Raw genomic sequence first — 15977 nt, forward strand, 5'->3', positions numbered from 1 at the left:
TAACAATGCTTTTTTAACATAAACTTATCCCTATTATTTTTTTTGTTCTTATATCTATAAGCTAATATAGTAAATATATACTTACAAAAGGCAAACATTTTTATAGTATCTAAAGAGTTATTTGGGTTTTATTTTATATGTACCCACCCTTTGTTCGGGCAAAGCCCCATCTAAAAAATACACCCGAACAGTAGCTGAACAAGACTCGAACAAAACCCGAACAAAACCCCTTTGTTTTTACTCGGTTGCGTCAATGTGTGTCAATAGCTAGCAATATGTGTCAATATGTGTCATTTTTTGGAAGTATCAAATTTTCTTACTACTCTAGTAAGTTATACCTGGTTTAAAACTTTCTACTATAAAAACGAGGTTCTTTACTCTCCAAAAAGTGCTATAAAAAATTTCATCCTGTTATTGGCTTATTAGCGCATCCAGATCTTTTTTTAAATCGGCATACTGTTCGTAACTGCCAAACCTAAAATGACGTTTGTCGCCTTTTATAATAAGTGTTGCCGGTAAGGCTCCATACCAGTCGGGGTCAACATGTTCGGTCCATTTGGTATAGTTCTGGTCTTTAAGAATCATAATCTCCTGTTTAATACCTTGTTTTTTTACGAACGGATATAATCTTGGGTCTAATTTTTTAATAAAATCAAGATTTATAAGCAACACTCTTACATGCTTGTTCTGGTACTCGGTTTCCAAGGTGTTAAAATGAGGCAGTTCCTTAATACATGGCGGACAGTGGATTGACCAGAAATTTAAAACCAAAACACCATCGGCTTCGCTATCAATGATTGTTTGCAGGTCCGAAAACTGTTCTAAGGTTTCAATGGTGGCATTTTTATCTGTTTCTTTTGGTTTGCATGAAACCATTAAACAAGTTACAAGCAATAAGGCTAAGTAAGATTTCATTTTGTGTTTACATTATTTAATTATCAAATCTACATTTAATTATCAAATCTACCTTTTTAGCTATAAATAACGAAACAAATTTATAATGTGTTATTAATAAAAAAAACACTTTTTAAACATCATAATACCTTATTTAATAATTACCAAAGCCTAAAAAAACAAATATTATACATATAATAAATTCAATTAACATTTTAATTGCACTTTTTTCAAAAACCTTTATTAATAATTGCATATTATTAGCTTGATTTATTCCCTTAAAAAGATTTGAAAACATTAAATTTGTTCAGATTTTTATGTATCTCATTTTAATATGAATGATTCTCCAAAACTGATACAAACCGCTAACTTACTGTTAGAGATTTCGTCGCTTTTAATGGTTTCGGGCGCTAATACCAACAGAGTAAACTTAAGCATTGACAGATTTGCTTCTGTTTTAAATGTTAAAGCTTCCAGTATGATAAGTCATAAAACATTTATTATGACTTTAACAGATGAGGAAACCAATTTAAGCTGTACAAGGGTTCAAAACATTCCGCCTTACATTATTAACTTTTCAATTATTTCTGCCATTAGTAAAGCAAGCTGGAATGCCTTAAGTGAAAACTGGACCTTAGAACAAATTTCCAATGAAATTGAACGCATTAAAAAACTTAACAGATATCCAAGAATTGTTGTTCTTATTGCTGTAAGTTTAGCTGGCGCTGGGTTTTGCAATATTTTTAAGGGTGATTATTTAAATATGTTTGTGGCTTTTATGAGTACGTTTATTGGGCTTTATATATTTCAGGAAACCCATAAATTAAAGTACAATCTTTACATCAGAATATTTTTGGGGTCTTTTCTGGCGTCAGTAACCGCTTCTATTGGAATTCTTTATAATATTGGCGAGCATCCGCAAACGGCCTTGGCTACTTCTATATTGTTTTTAGTTCCTGGTGTTCCGTTAATAAATTCATTTACAGATTTGATGGATAATAATATTTTAAATGGCATGGTGAGATTTACCACTGGTTTAATGATTGTATTATCTATGTCGATCGGACTATTTTTAGCTATGTACCTTTTTCAATTAAATTAAATGTCAGACATTATATTAAAATTACTGGAAGTATCATTTTGGTCGGGCGCTGCGGCCTTAGGGTTTGGAATTTTATTCAACATTCCAAGAAGTGCCATTTTCACCGTTTTTGCATTAGGTTTTTGTGCAGGTTTAATAAAATTTGGTTTAATGCACTTTCATGTACATGTGGTGCTTGGTAGTTTTTTAGCTGCTTTTTTTGTAGGGATTATTTCTATTCCTATGGCACATAAAATACATCAACCGCCTGTTGTTTTTTCTATCCCTCCGGTTATCCCCATGATTCCAGGATATTTTGCATACGAAACCGTACTGTCTGTCATGAATTTTATTTTTATGGAAGGCGATGCCAGCAAGAGAATAGCCTTAATTGATGCTATTTTTACCAATGGATTCACCATGGTTTTTGTGTTGATTTCACTTACTGTTGGGGTTGCTTTACCTATGCTATTGCTCAAAAAAAATTCAGTAAAAAAAATAGAACTTTAATCTTATTAACTCTTTATAAATAATGAAACATTTATTTTCCATTGTATTATCCATTTCGCTTTTATGTTCGTTTAATTCTTATGCTTCTGACGACTGGAGCAATACTGGACATAGAGTAGTTGGTAAAATAGCTGACCAATATTTAAAAAGAAAAACCAAAAGAAAAATTGAAAAGTTACTTAACAATAAATCGCTTGCCTTGGTTTCAACCTTTGGAGATGATATAAAATCAGACAAACGTTTTGATGCTTTTTATACCTGGCATTTTATTAATATGCCTTTAGATTCCAACTATGAAGAGTCTGAAAAAAACACTAATGGCGATTTGGTAAGTGGTATCAATACCTGTATTAAAATTATAAAAGATGACACATCGAGTGATGATGATAAGGCTTTTTATCTGAAATTATTAATCCATTTTATTGGCGATTTGCATCAGCCCATGCATGTTGGCCTTGTAGAAGACAAAGGTGGTAATGACTTTAAATTACAATGGTTTTATAAAGATTCAAATTTACACTCTGTTTGGGATAGAGAAATGATTGACAGTTTCAATATGAGTTACAGTGAACTTGCAGACAATGCCGATGTGCTAAACAAAGATCAAGTTAAAGCCATTCAAGAAGGAACCATTGTTGACTGGGTAAACGACACACACAAATTGACACGACACGTGTATGCCAATGTGAAACCCAACGACAATTTGCGTTACAGCTACTCATATGATAATTTTGAAACCGTACGTTCTCAATTACAAAAAGGTGGCATCAGATTAGCAAAAGTGTTGAACGATTTGTTTTAAAAAAATAGTTATTCCTTAATTAGTTTTTTTGTTGAAAAGCCTTCTGTGGTTTGTATATTTAATAAATAAAGACCACTAACTAGGGTATTGGTTGCTAACTCGTTGATTCCGGTATTTAAAATACCTCTATTTACTTTTTGCCCAAGCATATTGGTTAATGTATAGTTGGCTTCCAATTTAACGTTAACATAGAATTTATCATTAAACGGATTAGGATAGATTGAAACACTCGATAAGTTAAAATCGTCTGTTCCCAAACTACAATTTAAGGAGAAAGTACTACCAGAATCTCTTTGCCAGTTTGGGCTTGATTTCGCAGTTGCTTTTGCTAAATCATCTACCTGAATACATAGTCCTGTTGAATTATCTTGTGCCCACATCCATGCCAAATTATCAATGTTTCCATTGGCTATGTTTAGTGAAGTTAGCTGGTTTTGGTTACAGTAAAACTGAGTTAAATTAGGCAACATACTCACATCGGCACTTGTGAAATTATTGATACCAATATCCAGTTTTTGAAGTTGTGTATATTCATCATAGCTCAATGTAGATAAATTCATTTCATAAGCCCATAAATTAACAAGATTTGTTTTAGTATTTGGCAGTGGCAAACTATTAATTGAAGTATTACCGCCACAATCAAGTGAAATTAAAGAGTTATTACTGGAAACATCCAAAGATGACAAATTATCATAATAGCAGTATAAAGTTTCTATATTTGGAAACATTGATGCATTTAAAGAACCTATAGGATTATCGCCACAATCAAGATAAATCAATGATGTATTATTAGAATATGTAAAATTATTCAATCCATTTGTATAACATATAAGTTCTGTTAAAGCTGTAAGTGGGGTAATATTTAAACTAGTTAATGAATTTCCGTAACACCATAATTTTTCCAATAATACATTTTGGGATATATTTAATGAGCTCACTCCTGAATTGTGACAATATAATTCTCTTAAATTGGGGTTTAACGAAAAATCCAAAGCACCAAGATTGCTAGCATTATTATAGCAAGCCAAATAATCCAATAAAGGATATGCACTTACATTCAAACCACTTAAGTTGTTGTCTCCACAATTCAGATATGTAAGTATATTATTATTAGGTAATATTAAATTATTTCCACCGTTTCCAATGTTATTATTAAAGCATTTAATTTCTGTTAAAGCTGTGTTATTAAGAAGGTTTAAAGCAATAAGATTATTACTACTGCAGTCCAGTATTTGTAAAGAAGCAAAATCTTCTATACCAGTCATATCAGAAATAAAATTTGAATGGACGTCTAAATTAGTAACGCTACTAATATTAGCCGTAGTTACGTAATCATTATTCGCAACGCCATCGCCCATTCCATTAGCTTCTAAATAAGCTTCAAAATTGTTATCAGGAACATACGTTGTTTGAGAGTAGGCGACAAAACTAAAAAGGGCAAGGATCAAGGTTGGCAATTTTGTTTTCATATCAAGTTATTGTTGGTTAATAACATAACATGAATAAGATAAATCTTAATATGATTTAAGGCTGTGCTTTTAATTAGTTCAGGTTCGAATACCTTAAATATAAAAAAATATTTTTATAAACACCTGACTGTTAGTTGAATAATTGATAAAAAAAATCAAATTATTAATAATTACTTATTTCATAAATGCAAAAAAAAGCAATCCTAAAGGATTGCTTCTTTATAATATGAATTTTGTAACTATTTGTTTAAATATGTAATGCTCTATCTTCAGTCGCTGCTAAAGCAGCTTCTTTAATAGCTTCTGTAAATGTTGGGTGAGCATGGGACATTCTTGAAACATCTTCAGCACTTGCTCTAAATTCCATAGCAACGACAGCTTCTGCAATCATGTCCGCAGCACGAGCACCAATCATGTGAACTCCTAAAATTTCATCTGTTTTTTTATCAGCAAGAATTTTTACAAACCCATCTAAATCCATACTGGCTCTGCTTCTACCTAAAGCACGCATAGGAAAAGACCCTGTTTTGTATTCAACCCCAGCTTCTTTTAAAGCTTCCTCTGTTTTACCAACACTTGCAACTTCTGGCCAAGTATAAACAACACCCGGAATTAAATTATAATCGATGTGCGGTTTTTGTCCTGCAATAGTTTCTGCAACAAATACACCTTCTTCTTCAGCTTTATGGGCCAACATAGCGCCTTTTACCACATCGCCAATAGCGTATATATTTTTAGCAGATGTTTGTAAATGGTCGTTAACTTCAATTTGTCCTCTTTCTGTAATTTTTACGCCTGCTGCTTCTGCATTTAAACCATCAGTGTATGGGCGACGCCCTACAGACACTAAGCAATAATCTCCTGTAAATGTAATTTCTTCACCTTTTTTGTTATCTGCTTTCACAATCACTTCATCACCTTTTCTTTCAACAGACTTAACTTTATGCGACGTATTTATATTGAATTTTTGCTTTTTCAATACCTTATTCAATTCTTTAGACAAGCCTCCATCCATTGTTGGAATAACTCTGTCCATAAATTCAATAACGGTTACTTCTGCTCCAAGACGTTTATATACTTGACCAAGTTCTAAACCAATAACTCCTCCACCAATAACAATTAAATGTTTTGGTATTTCCGGTAATTTTAAAGCTTCAGTTGACGTGATAACTCTTTCTTTATCTATAGAAATAAATGGCAAACTAGATGGTTTGCTACCAGTTGCTATAATGGTATTTTTAGCTTCAATTTCTAAAGTTTCATTTCCGTTGATTGAAATATGTGTCGCATCTTTAAAGCTTCCCAAGCCTTGATAAACATCAATATTGTTTTTCTTCATTAAGAAATCAATGCCACCTGTAGTCTGATCAACAACTGCTTGTTTGCGGGCAATCATTTGCTTTAAATTCACTTTAACATCTCCAGGAATTTCAATACCATGTTCTTCAAAATGCTTAATAGCATCTTCATAATGATGTGAAGAATCTAAAAGTGCCTTACTTGGTATACAACCAACGTTTAAGCAAGTACCACCAAGTGTTGCATATTTTTCAATAATGACTGTTTTCATTCCTAATTGTGCACAACGTATGGCTGCTACATATCCTCCAGGACCAGAACCTATTACGGCTACATCGTATGACTTCATAAGATAATTTTTGATGTTTGTTTAATAAAAATTGAACACAAAAGTACAAATGTTTTATGGTACCACAATAAAAAACGTTTTTAATAAAATCATAAACCACTTCCATTTAAAACATTAAAAACCCGTGAATTTGAAAAGAAAGACAAACTAAAATTATGTAGTTTTGTCATTATGCAAAAGAACATTAACATACAAAACAAAAAAGCGCGCTTTCTATATGAAATAATAGATAAGTATACGGCTGGTATTGTATTAACGGGAACAGAAATAAAATCAATTAGAAGTAGTAAAGCTTCCATTGCTGAAAGTTTTTGTGAGTTTAATGAGCAAGGCGAGCTTTTTGTAATTAATATGACCATAGAAGAATATATCTACGGAACCTATTACAACCATAAACCAAAAGCAGAAAGAAAGCTGCTTTTAAATAAAAAAGAACTTAAAAAACTGCTGAAAGAAGTTCAAAACACAGGGCTTACCATTGTACCTTTAAAATTATTCATCAATGAAAAAGGATACGCAAAAATGGATATTGCATTAGCAAAAGGAAAAAAACTATACGATAAGCGTGAAACCTTAAAAGACCGTGATAACAAACGCGACCTTGACCGTATCAAAAAAATATATAAATAAGCGTTTCTTTTTTAAAACCTAAACTTATAAAGCATGCATAAACTAATAACTATAGTATTTATTCTAACCTTTTCTTTAACTATTAATGCTCAAGAAAAGGTTGTAAAACCTGAAAAAGATTCTCTTAAAACCCAGGTTATAGACAGTTCGAAAGTTAAAACACTTGATGGCACGATAAAAGCTTTGTATAAAGTGATATCAGGTGAAAAAGGTGTAGAAAGAAACTGGGAGTTTTTTAAATATTTGTTTAAACCAGGAGCCAAATTAATTCCATCGGGGAAAGATAACGAAGGTGTTTATAAAGTGCGTTATATGTCTCCAAACGATTATATAGAAAGTTCAAATGATTGGTTGGTTGAGAATGGTTTTTTTGAAAAAGAAATCCACAGAACTGAAAACACTTTTGGAAACATAACCAGTGTTTTTAGCACTTATGAATCCTTTAAAAGCGAAACCGATGAAAAGCCTTTTATGAGAGGCATCAATAGCATCCAACTTTTAAATGATGGCAAACGCTGGTGGATCATCAATATTTACTGGACTCAGGAAACAAAGGAAAACCCCATTCCAAAAAAATATTTAAACAAAAACTAAATCATGAAAAGGAATCTTTTCATCTTAAGTTTTTTAATTCTTCTTGGTTTTTCATGTCAACAAAAACCTAATAAAGAAACCATTGAAAGCTGGAAGAATGAAATTATTGACGCTGAACTGAATTTTTGCAAAACTGCTGAAAAGGAAGGCATGAATGTAGCTTTTTTGGCATTCGTTGCGGATGACGGAATCCTTTTAAGAAACGATAAACTCATTAAAGGCAAAGACAACATAAAAGTCTATTTAAAAAACAGCAACACCAAAGGGCTTTCTTGGAAACCTGACTTTGTAGATGTCTCTTCCTCTGGCGATTTAGGCTATACTTATGGCTCTTACACTTTTAAGTATAAAGATTCTTTAGGAAATGATTTAGAGAACAAAGGTGTTTTCCATACCGTTTGGAAACGACAACAAGATGGTAGCTGGAAATTTGTCTGGGATTAATTTCCTTTAATTCTTATCTTCCAATAAAGGCACAAAACGAAATTCTCCAAATTCATGCTGCTCAAATTCTTTAGTATCCTTTCTAATGTATAAGGTCATAACCTGAACATTTTCACCAACAGGAATTACCAACCTTCCTCCTATTTTTAATTGATTCAATAAAGGCTTGGGGACAAAAGGTGCACCAGCCGTTACAATAATACTATCAAAAGGAGCTTCTTCTTCTAAGCCTTTATAGCCATCACCAAAAATAAGTTTTTTGGCACGATACCCAAGTTTAGGTAAAAATATACTGGTTTTTTTAAACAACTCCAATTGACGTTCAACACTAAAAACTTTTGCCCCTAATTCACACAAAACAGCTGTTTGGTAGCCACTTCCTGTACCTATTTCAAGAATCTTATCTTCCTTTTTAACTTCCAATAGTTCTGTTTGAAAGGCTACTGTATAAGGTTGTGATATGGTTTGGTCTGCAGCAATAGGAAATGCTTTATCTTGATACGCATGGTCTAAAAAACTCGAATCCATAAACAAATGTCGAGGAACATTGCCAATGGCTTTTAAAACATTTACATCCTTTATTCCTTTGGTTTTTAAAACATTAACCAGTTGTTGTCTTAATCCTTTATGCTTAAATGAGTCTTTCAATTTTCGTCTTCTTTTCAAGTCTAAAATTAGTTAAACATTTTAGCTAAAAACAATTTATTTAAGATTAATTTTTCACAATTAATAGATAAAATTTTAGAAGATTATTATGAATTTCAAGCGTTAAATATGTTATTTTTGTTGAAAACCTAAATAAAAATGCTAAAAGCTGGTGTTCTAGGTGCTGGTCACCTTGGGAAAATACATTTAAGACTTCTCAATCAATCTGAAAAATATAACCTCGTAGGATTTTATGATCCTGATACTGAAAACGGTAAAAAAGTGGAAGCAGAATTTGGATACAAATTATTCCATTCCGTTGAAGATTTAATAAATGCTGTTGATGTGGTAGATATTGTTACTCCCACACTTTCTCATTATGATTGCGCGATTCAAGCTATATCAAAAGGGAAACATATATTTATTGAAAAACCTATAACCAATACCGTTGAAGAAGCTGAACATATTAGATCCATTTTAGCAGAAAATCATGTTAAAGGACAAGTAGGACATGTTGAACGTTTTAATCCTGCCTTCACTGCTGTTAAAAATGATATTCATGAACCTATGTTTATTGAAACCCATAGATTGGCCGAATTTAATCCTCGTGGCACAGATGTTCCAGTAGTTTTAGATTTAATGATTCATGATATCGATATTATTTTAAGTGTCGTTAAATCAAAAGTTAAACACATTTCGGCAAGCGGTGTTTCAGTTATAAGTGACACACCCGATATTGCCAATGCACGTATTGAATTTGAAAATGGTTGTGTTGCCAATTTAACAGCTAGCAGAATTTCATTAAAAAACATGCGCAAAACACGTTTCTTCCAAAAAGACGCCTATATATCAGTTGACTTTTTAGAGAAAAAATGTGAAGTCGTTAAAATGAAGGATGCTCCTGAAATCCCTGGAGATTTCGATATGATACTTCAAAATGCAGAAGGTGTTAAAAAACAAATCTATTTTGACAATCCGGACATAGCAGGCAACAATGCCATTTTAGATGAATTGGAAACTTTTGCAGATGCTATAAATAATAACACAAAGCCTATTGTAACACTTCACGATGGTACCGAAGCATTGCGTGTTGCAACTCAAATAATAAATTGTTTTAAATAAAATTTTCATAATGAAAAATGTTGCAGTAATTGGTGCAGGAACCATGGGAAATGGCATTGCGCATGCATTTGCACAAAGCGGATTTAGAGTTCAACTTATTGATGTAAGTGAAATTGCCTTAAAAAAAGGCATTGAAACCATTACCAATAATTTGAACAGAATGGTTAGCAAAGAAACCATTACTGAAGCTCAAAAAGAAGAAACGCTTTCAAATATTTCGACCTTTACAAATATTACAGAAGGTGTTGAATATGCTAGTTTGGTTGTAGAAGCAGCTACCGAAAATATTGATTTAAAACTGAAAATTTTCAAACAGTTAGATGAAGCTTGTCCAGAAGGAACTATTCTTGCTACAAACACATCATCTATTTCAATCACTCAAATTGCATCGGTAACTTCAAGACCAGACCATGTTATTGGTATGCATTTTATGAATCCGGTTCCTATTATGAAACTGGTAGAAATCATCAGAGGTTATAATACCAGCGACGAAGTGACAAAAATTATTATGGATTTATCAAAAACCTTAGGAAAAATTCCTGTAGAAGTGAATGATTATCCGGGTTTTGTGGCCAATCGCATATTAATGCCAATGCTTAATGAATCTATTGAAACATTATATAATGGTGTTGCTGGTGTTTATGAAATTGATACGGTTATGAAACTTGGTATGGTACATCCAATGGGTCCATTACAGTTAGCTGATTTTATTGGATTAGACGTTTGCTTGTCTATTTTAAACGTAATGTATGAAGGTTTTAAAAACCCTAAATACGCTCCTTGCCCATTATTGGTAAATATGGTACGTGCCGGTAAATTAGGCGTAAAATCTGGTGAAGGTTTTTACGATTATTCCGAAAGCAAAAAGGCTGAAAAAGTTGCAAAACAATTTTTAAAATAAAATAATAATGTCATTGCGAAACTTTTAAAAAAAGTTGTGGCAATCTATTTGCTTTAAAAAAGATTACCACGTCGTTTTACTCCTCGTAATGACGAGAAAAATATATGGCAAAAGTAATTCCATTTAAAGCAGTTCGTCCTACACGAGATAAAGTAAGTTTGGTAGCATCACGATCTTACCAAAGTTACACACAAGCAGAACTGGAAGCACGACTGGATTACAATCCGTTTTCATTTTTACATGTTGTTAATCCGGGTTATCGTTATAACAAAACCATTTCAGGGAAAGAGCGATATAATCTGGTAAAAAACAGATATTTAGAATTTAAAGAAGATTCCGTTTTTATTCAGGATAAAAAACCAAGCTATTATGTCTACAAAATTGTAAACAGAGAAGGTTATTCGTTTTCAGGAATTATTGCAGCTACAAGTGCTGAAGATTATGAAATGGATATTATTAAAAAACACGAAGACACAATTGAATACAGAGAACATATTTTTAAAGATTACTTGAAAGTTGTTGGCTTTAATGCTGAACCCGTTTTACTTACCTATCCAGACAATACCGTTATTGACACCATTATATCAAACATTCAAAAAGACAGAGCCGAATTTGAATTCACCACTACTTACAGAGATACTCATTATTTGTGGTTACTGAATGATAAAGAAACTGTTAAGATTATTCAGAAAGAGTTTGAAACCATAGAAACCATTTATATTGCTGACGGACATCATCGTTCGGCATCTTCTTATTTATTATCAAAGGATTTAAAAACTCAAAATAAAAACCATACCGGAAATGAACCTTATAATTATTTTATGAGTTATTTAATTCCAGAATCACATCTAAAAATTCATGAGTTTAACAGGTTAGTAAAAGATTTGAATGGATTATCAAAAGAAGCTTTCTTAATAAGGTTAGACACCAAGTTTCGTATTGAAAACAGAGGAAAAGAGTTATATAAACCTAATAAAAAACATCACTTCTGTATGTATTTAGATGGTGAATTTTACTCGTTATACTTAAGAAAAAGTAATTATTCCTTTCACACCTCTTTAGATGCTTTAGATACACAAATCTTATACAAAACTATTTTAGAACCACTTTTAGGCATTACAGATTTACGAAATGACACCAGAATTGACTATTCTTTTGGGAAGAATGATTTAGTGAATATAAAAAGCAAAATAGATTCCGGTGAATTCAAGGTTGGATTCGGTTTGGTTCCCATAACAATAAACGAAATGAAAGCCATAGCAAATGATGGTTTAACTATGCCACCAAAAAGTACCTATATTGAGCCTAAACTAAGAAGTGGCGTTACTATTTACGAATTTTAAACTATGGCAATAAAAGAAAATCTTAATTATATAAAATCTTCATTACCTAAACATGTAACTCTTGTAGCAGTTTCAAAAACAAAACCTATATCTGACTTGATGGAAGCTTACAATGCTGGTCAACGCATTTTTGGTGAAAATAAAATCCAGGAAATGGCTGATAAGCATGAAGCGATGCCAAAAGATATTGAATGGCAAATGATTGGCCATGTTCAAAAGAACAAAGTGAAATACATGGCGCCTTTTGTGTCATTAATTCATGGCGTTGATGACATAAAGCTCTTGGAAGAAATCAATAAACAAGCCATAAAACATGATAGAGTCATTGATTGTTTACTTCAAATTAAAATAGCTTCAGAAGATTCAAAATTTGGAATGAAGCCTAATGATGCGTCTGATTTAATACAATCAGAAGTCTTTTCAGAATTAAAAAATATTAGAATTATGGGAGTCATGGGAATGGCAACGTTTACTGACGATGAAAATCAAATAAAAAAAGAATTTCAGTTATTAAAGCACACCTTTAATACTTTAAAACCATTAGAATCCTTTAACTTTAAACCTGAAATTATTTCCATGGGAATGAGTGGTGATTATCAACTTGCCATTGAGTGTGGCAGTACTATGATTCGTGTTGGAAGTAGTATATTTGGAGAACGAGATTATTCAATTTAATTCAGCTTAATCAATTTTTGTACGCAATATTAGACATAGAAACCACTGGAGGCAAATATAATGAAGAAGGCATTACAGAAATTGCAATCTATAAATATGATGGTCACCAGGTTGTCGATCAATTTATAAGTCTTATAAATCCTGAGCGAGAAATACAGCCTTTTGTTGTAAATCTTACAGGGATCAATAGCAGCATGTTACGTAATGCCCCTAAGTTTTATGAAGTTGCAAAACGTATTGTTGAAATTACAGATGATTGCATTTTAGTAGCCCACAATGCACAATTTGATTACCGTATTTTAGTAACAGAATTTAGACGTTTAGGTTTTGATTTTAATCGAGAAACACTTTGTACAGTTGAATTGGCAAAAAATTTAATCCCTGATCAAGCATCATATAGTTTAGGAAAACTGGTTCGATCACTTGGTATTCCTGTAACAGACAGACATCGTGCTAATGGTGATGCTTTGGCAACAGTGAAATTATTTAAAATGTTGCTTGATAAAGATTCAACAAAAAAAATCATTCAAGAATCTATTAGACTAAGTCCAAAACTACAATTAGAGCCCAGACATATCGATATTATTGAAAAAATGCCTTCAGCAACCGGTGTTTATTACATTCATAAAGCAGATGGTGAGATTATTTATATTGGAAAAAGCAATAATATTAAAAAACGCATCAATCAGCATTTTACCAATACCAATCATAAATCAAAAAAAATTCAAATTCAGGCAACAGCTGTAACGTATGAAACTACAGGAAGTGAGTTGGTAGCATTGCTAAAAGAAAGCGAAGAGATAAAACGCAATAAACCTATATTCAATCGTGCTTTAAGAAGAACTATTTTCACTCACGCCTTATATAGTTTTGTTGATGAGGATAATTATATCAATTTAAAAATTGATAAAGTTGATGGCAGGAAAAAGCCAATTACAACCTTTAGCAACAGAGATAGTGCAAAAAGCTTTATTTTAAAAGCTATTGAAGACTACAATTTATGTCAAAAACTTACAGATATATACAAAACAAAAAGGAGCTGTTTTAAATACGATATAAAAGAGTGCAATGGTGCTTGTATTGGAAAAGAACCAACGGAAGAGTATAACAAACGTGTTGAAGAATTCATACATAAAAACAGCTATAAAAATAAAAATATGGTTATTATTGATAGAGGTCGTGATATTGATGAACGTAGTGCTATCTATATTGAAAATGGTGTTTTTAAAGGCATTGGTTTTTTCAACTTAAACTATCAAATAAATAATGTAGATGTCTTAAAATCTTTTATCACTCCTATGGAAAATAATAGAGATACACAGCATATTATACAAAGCTATATGAGAAGAAATAAGCGATTGAAAATTATTCAACTTAACGACTAAGAGTTGTTTTTAAATCTTTTCTTATCTTTAATTCATGAGTAATACATCTAAAAGACATTGGAAAGTAAGACTTCATGAAATTATTTATGAAGCTGATACTCCAGCTGGGAAATTATTTGATATTGTTTTACTCATTACAATTATAGCCAGTATTGTAATGGTTATGCTTGAAAGTGTTAAAAGCATTGATTCTAAATACCATGATGTTTTAAATATTAGCGAATGGATTATTACCATTCTCTTCACTATTGAATACATAGCTAGAATAATAAGTGTAAAAAAGCCTTTAAATTATATCACAAGCTTTTATGGAATCATTGATTTGTTATCAACCATTCCAAAATACCTTTCAATTTTATTTACAGGAACGCATGCTTTAGTGGCTTTAAGAGCCTTACGTCTTTTAAGAGTGTTTAGAATATTAAAATTAGGCAGATACTTAGGCGCTTCAAACAACTTAGTATCCGCCTTAAAAGCAAGTCGCGCTAAAATATCTGTATTTTTATTTGCCGTCGTTATAGTTGCCATCATTTTAGGAACTATTATGTACATGATTGAAGGTGAAGAAAACGGATTTACAAATATTCCAAAAAGTGTGTACTGGTGTATCGTAACGCTTACAACTGTAGGATTTGGAGATATAGCACCTCAAACTCCTTTAGGGCAGTTTATTGCTGCTTTGGTTATGATTTTGGGTTATGGTATTATTGCTGTTCCAACGGGCATTGTGTCTGCTGAATATACAAGTTTAAGTAAAAACAAAGAAGATTCTAAAAAAATAGATGTTCATCTTAATACTCAATCTTGTCCTAACTGTTCTGCAGAAAACCATAAAGACAATGCAGAGTTTTGTTACAATTGCGGTCATAAATTAAACTATGAGTAAATATCTTATCTCTATTGTTGGACCAACAGCCATTGGCAAAACTTCTTTGAGTATTAAACTTGCCCAACATTTTAAAACTGAAATACTTTCAGCAGATTCAAGACAGTTTTTTAAAGAAATGACTATTGGAACAGCAGCACCTTCTGCTGAAGAATTGAATGCAGTTCAACATCATTTCATTCATCATAAATCAATTCAAGATGATTATAATGTTGGTGCTTTTGAAGAAGATGCTATACAAACTCTTAATACATTATTTAAAACCCATGATGTTGTTGTAATGGTTGGTGGCTCTGGCCTTTATGTGGACGCTATTACAAATGGATTGGATGATTTTCCTAAAGTTGACGATAGCATTAGAGTTCAATTAAATAAAGATTTTGAAACAAAAGGCATCACTTACTTACAAGAACAACTTGAAACGTTAGATATTCAAAGTTATAATTCAATTGCCATTGACAATCCTCACAGAGTTATAAGAGCTCTAGAAATTTGTATTGGAACTGGAAAACCATATTCATCCTTTTTAAATAAAAATAAAGCCAAAAGAGACTTTAAAACAATCACACTTGGATTAACAGCCGATAGAGAAATTATATATAACCGTATCAATATGCGTGTTGACCTAATGATTCAACAAGGTTTGGTAAACGAAGCTAAAACTTTATATCCTTATAAAGCGTTAAACGCTTTAAATACCGTTGGCTATAAAGAATTATTCAATTATTTTGATGGTAACTGGACCCTAGATTTTGCAATTTCTGAAATAAAAAAAAATACTCGCCGTTTTGCAAAAAGACAATTAACCTGGTTTAGAAAAGACCAACCAATTTTGTGGTTTGATTATGAAATCCCAATTGAAAAAATTATTTCAGAATTAAACGCTAAAATTAAGCAACAATAAATTCTGCACTACTATTTTTTACTATTTTTGATAAAATTTCTTAA

At 31.8% G+C, this 15977-nt stretch carries 17 protein-coding genes; 13 read left to right on the forward strand and 4 right to left on the reverse strand.

The window, feature by feature from the left end:
* Nucleotides 1-411 precede the first annotated feature (411 nt).
* Complete coding sequence (locus V8G69_RS12365) at nt 412-915, reverse strand: TlpA disulfide reductase family protein (RefSeq protein WP_394882307.1); 504 nt, start codon at nt 913-915, stop codon at nt 412-414.
* A 313-nt stretch (nt 916-1228) separates the two neighbouring features.
* Between V8G69_RS12365 and V8G69_RS12370 the strand changes: the two genes are divergently transcribed.
* From V8G69_RS12370 to V8G69_RS12380, 3 genes are read left to right on the forward strand one after another with little or no spacing between them, the layout of a single operon-like run.
* Nucleotides 1229-1996 (forward strand): threonine/serine exporter ThrE family protein, encoded by a 768-nt coding sequence (locus V8G69_RS12370; protein ID WP_394882308.1) that lies wholly within the window; start codon nt 1229-1231, stop codon nt 1994-1996.
* The gene (locus V8G69_RS12375; protein WP_394882309.1) at nt 1997-2485 is read left to right on the forward strand and encodes a threonine/serine exporter family protein; all 489 of its coding nucleotides are present in this window, start codon (nt 1997-1999) and stop codon (nt 2483-2485) included. It abuts the gene before it with no gap.
* A gap of 22 nt (nt 2486-2507) precedes the next feature.
* Nucleotides 2508-3287, forward strand: a complete 780-nt coding sequence (locus V8G69_RS12380; protein WP_394882310.1) for a S1/P1 nuclease — start codon at nt 2508-2510, stop codon at nt 3285-3287.
* Between the two features lie 8 nt (nt 3288-3295).
* Here V8G69_RS12380 and V8G69_RS12385 read toward each other — a convergent pair whose 3' ends face one another.
* Both V8G69_RS12385 and lpdA read right to left on the reverse strand, forming a co-directional pair.
* Nucleotides 3296-4756, reverse strand: coding sequence for a T9SS type A sorting domain-containing protein (locus V8G69_RS12385; RefSeq protein ID WP_394882311.1), 1461 nt, complete (start codon nt 4754-4756; stop codon nt 3296-3298).
* A 247-nt stretch (nt 4757-5003) separates the two neighbouring features.
* On the reverse strand, nt 5004-6404 hold the full coding sequence (gene lpdA, locus V8G69_RS12390) for a dihydrolipoyl dehydrogenase (RefSeq protein ID WP_394882312.1): 1401 nt from the start codon (nt 6402-6404) through the stop codon (nt 5004-5006).
* 171 nt (nt 6405-6575) lie between these two features.
* Between lpdA and smpB the strand changes: the two genes are divergently transcribed.
* From smpB to V8G69_RS12405, 3 genes are read left to right on the forward strand one after another with little or no spacing between them, the layout of a single operon-like run.
* A complete protein-coding gene (smpB, locus tag V8G69_RS12395) occupies nt 6576-7034 on the forward strand; it encodes an SsrA-binding protein SmpB (protein ID WP_394882313.1) in 459 nt (152 codons plus the stop codon).
* A 33-nt stretch (nt 7035-7067) separates the two neighbouring features.
* Nucleotides 7068-7628 (forward strand): hypothetical protein, encoded by a 561-nt coding sequence (locus V8G69_RS12400; protein WP_394882314.1) that lies wholly within the window; start codon nt 7068-7070, stop codon nt 7626-7628.
* 3 nt (nt 7629-7631) lie between these two features.
* Nucleotides 7632-8072, forward strand: a complete 441-nt coding sequence (locus V8G69_RS12405) for a YybH family protein (RefSeq protein ID WP_394882315.1) — start codon at nt 7632-7634, stop codon at nt 8070-8072.
* A gap of 6 nt (nt 8073-8078) precedes the next feature.
* On the opposite strand, the gene V8G69_RS12410 is transcribed toward V8G69_RS12405, so the two are convergent.
* Entirely contained in the window at nt 8079-8720 is a 642-nt protein-coding gene (locus tag V8G69_RS12410; protein ID WP_394882316.1) for a protein-L-isoaspartate(D-aspartate) O-methyltransferase, read from the reverse strand.
* Between the two features lie 156 nt (nt 8721-8876).
* Between V8G69_RS12410 and V8G69_RS12415 the strand changes: the two genes are divergently transcribed.
* The 7 genes from V8G69_RS12415 (at nt 8877) to miaA (ending at nt 15933) form a co-directional block, all read left to right on the forward strand.
* Nucleotides 8877-9839 carry a Gfo/Idh/MocA family protein gene (locus V8G69_RS12415; RefSeq protein WP_394882317.1) on the forward strand — a complete coding sequence of 321 codons (963 nt, stop codon included), beginning with the start codon at nt 8877-8879 and terminating at the stop codon, nt 9837-9839.
* A 10-nt stretch (nt 9840-9849) separates the two neighbouring features.
* Complete coding sequence (locus tag V8G69_RS12420) at nt 9850-10740, forward strand: 3-hydroxyacyl-CoA dehydrogenase family protein (protein ID WP_394882318.1); 891 nt, start codon at nt 9850-9852, stop codon at nt 10738-10740.
* Between the two features lie 104 nt (nt 10741-10844).
* Complete coding sequence (locus V8G69_RS12425; RefSeq protein WP_394882319.1) at nt 10845-12083, forward strand: DUF1015 domain-containing protein; 1239 nt, start codon at nt 10845-10847, stop codon at nt 12081-12083.
* 3 nt (nt 12084-12086) lie between these two features.
* Nucleotides 12087-12758, forward strand: a complete 672-nt coding sequence (locus V8G69_RS12430; RefSeq protein ID WP_394882320.1) for a YggS family pyridoxal phosphate-dependent enzyme — start codon at nt 12087-12089, stop codon at nt 12756-12758.
* 17 nt (nt 12759-12775) lie between these two features.
* Nucleotides 12776-14143: an exonuclease domain-containing protein gene (locus tag V8G69_RS12435; RefSeq protein WP_394882321.1), complete on the forward strand. Its 1368-nt coding sequence runs from the start codon at nt 12776-12778 to the stop codon at nt 14141-14143.
* Nucleotides 14144-14177: 34 nt separating this feature from the next.
* Nucleotides 14178-15029, forward strand: coding sequence for an ion transporter (locus V8G69_RS12440; RefSeq protein WP_394882322.1), 852 nt, complete (start codon nt 14178-14180; stop codon nt 15027-15029).
* Complete coding sequence (miaA, locus tag V8G69_RS12445; protein WP_394882323.1) at nt 15022-15933, forward strand: tRNA (adenosine(37)-N6)-dimethylallyltransferase MiaA; 912 nt, start codon at nt 15022-15024, stop codon at nt 15931-15933. The genes V8G69_RS12440 and miaA overlap by 8 nt, the downstream gene beginning before the upstream one ends.
* The last annotated feature ends 44 nt before the right edge of the window (nt 15934-15977 follow it).

Source organism: Gaetbulibacter sp. M235 (assembly GCF_043876835.1).
GTDB lineage: Bacteria > Bacteroidota > Bacteroidia > Flavobacteriales > Flavobacteriaceae > Yeosuana.

Excerpts from the sequence above, each read along its gene's own strand:
- V8G69_RS12365 (WP_394882307.1), bottom strand. The coding sequence starts at position 915 with ATGAAATCTTACTTAGCCTTATTGCTTGTAACTTGTTTAATGGTTTCA.
- V8G69_RS12370 (WP_394882308.1), top strand. The coding sequence starts at position 1,229 with ATGAATGATTCTCCAAAACTGATACAAACCGCTAACTTACTGTTAGAG.
- V8G69_RS12375 (WP_394882309.1), top strand. The coding sequence starts at position 1,997 with ATGTCAGACATTATATTAAAATTACTGGAAGTATCATTTTGGTCGGGC.
- V8G69_RS12380 (WP_394882310.1), top strand. The coding sequence starts at position 2,508 with ATGAAACATTTATTTTCCATTGTATTATCCATTTCGCTTTTATGTTCG.
- V8G69_RS12385 (WP_394882311.1), bottom strand. The coding sequence starts at position 4,756 with ATGAAAACAAAATTGCCAACCTTGATCCTTGCCCTTTTTAGTTTTGTC.
- lpdA (WP_394882312.1), bottom strand. The coding sequence starts at position 6,404 with ATGAAGTCATACGATGTAGCCGTAATAGGTTCTGGTCCTGGAGGATAT.
- smpB (WP_394882313.1), top strand. The coding sequence starts at position 6,576 with ATGCAAAAGAACATTAACATACAAAACAAAAAAGCGCGCTTTCTATAT.
- V8G69_RS12400 (WP_394882314.1), top strand. The coding sequence starts at position 7,068 with ATGCATAAACTAATAACTATAGTATTTATTCTAACCTTTTCTTTAACT.
- V8G69_RS12405 (WP_394882315.1), top strand. The coding sequence starts at position 7,632 with ATGAAAAGGAATCTTTTCATCTTAAGTTTTTTAATTCTTCTTGGTTTT.
- V8G69_RS12415 (WP_394882317.1), top strand. The coding sequence starts at position 8,877 with ATGCTAAAAGCTGGTGTTCTAGGTGCTGGTCACCTTGGGAAAATACAT.
- V8G69_RS12420 (WP_394882318.1), top strand. The coding sequence starts at position 9,850 with ATGAAAAATGTTGCAGTAATTGGTGCAGGAACCATGGGAAATGGCATT.
- V8G69_RS12425 (WP_394882319.1), top strand. The coding sequence starts at position 10,845 with ATGGCAAAAGTAATTCCATTTAAAGCAGTTCGTCCTACACGAGATAAA.
- V8G69_RS12430 (WP_394882320.1), top strand. The coding sequence starts at position 12,087 with ATGGCAATAAAAGAAAATCTTAATTATATAAAATCTTCATTACCTAAA.
- V8G69_RS12440 (WP_394882322.1), top strand. The coding sequence starts at position 14,178 with ATGAGTAATACATCTAAAAGACATTGGAAAGTAAGACTTCATGAAATT.
- miaA (WP_394882323.1), top strand. The coding sequence starts at position 15,022 with ATGAGTAAATATCTTATCTCTATTGTTGGACCAACAGCCATTGGCAAA.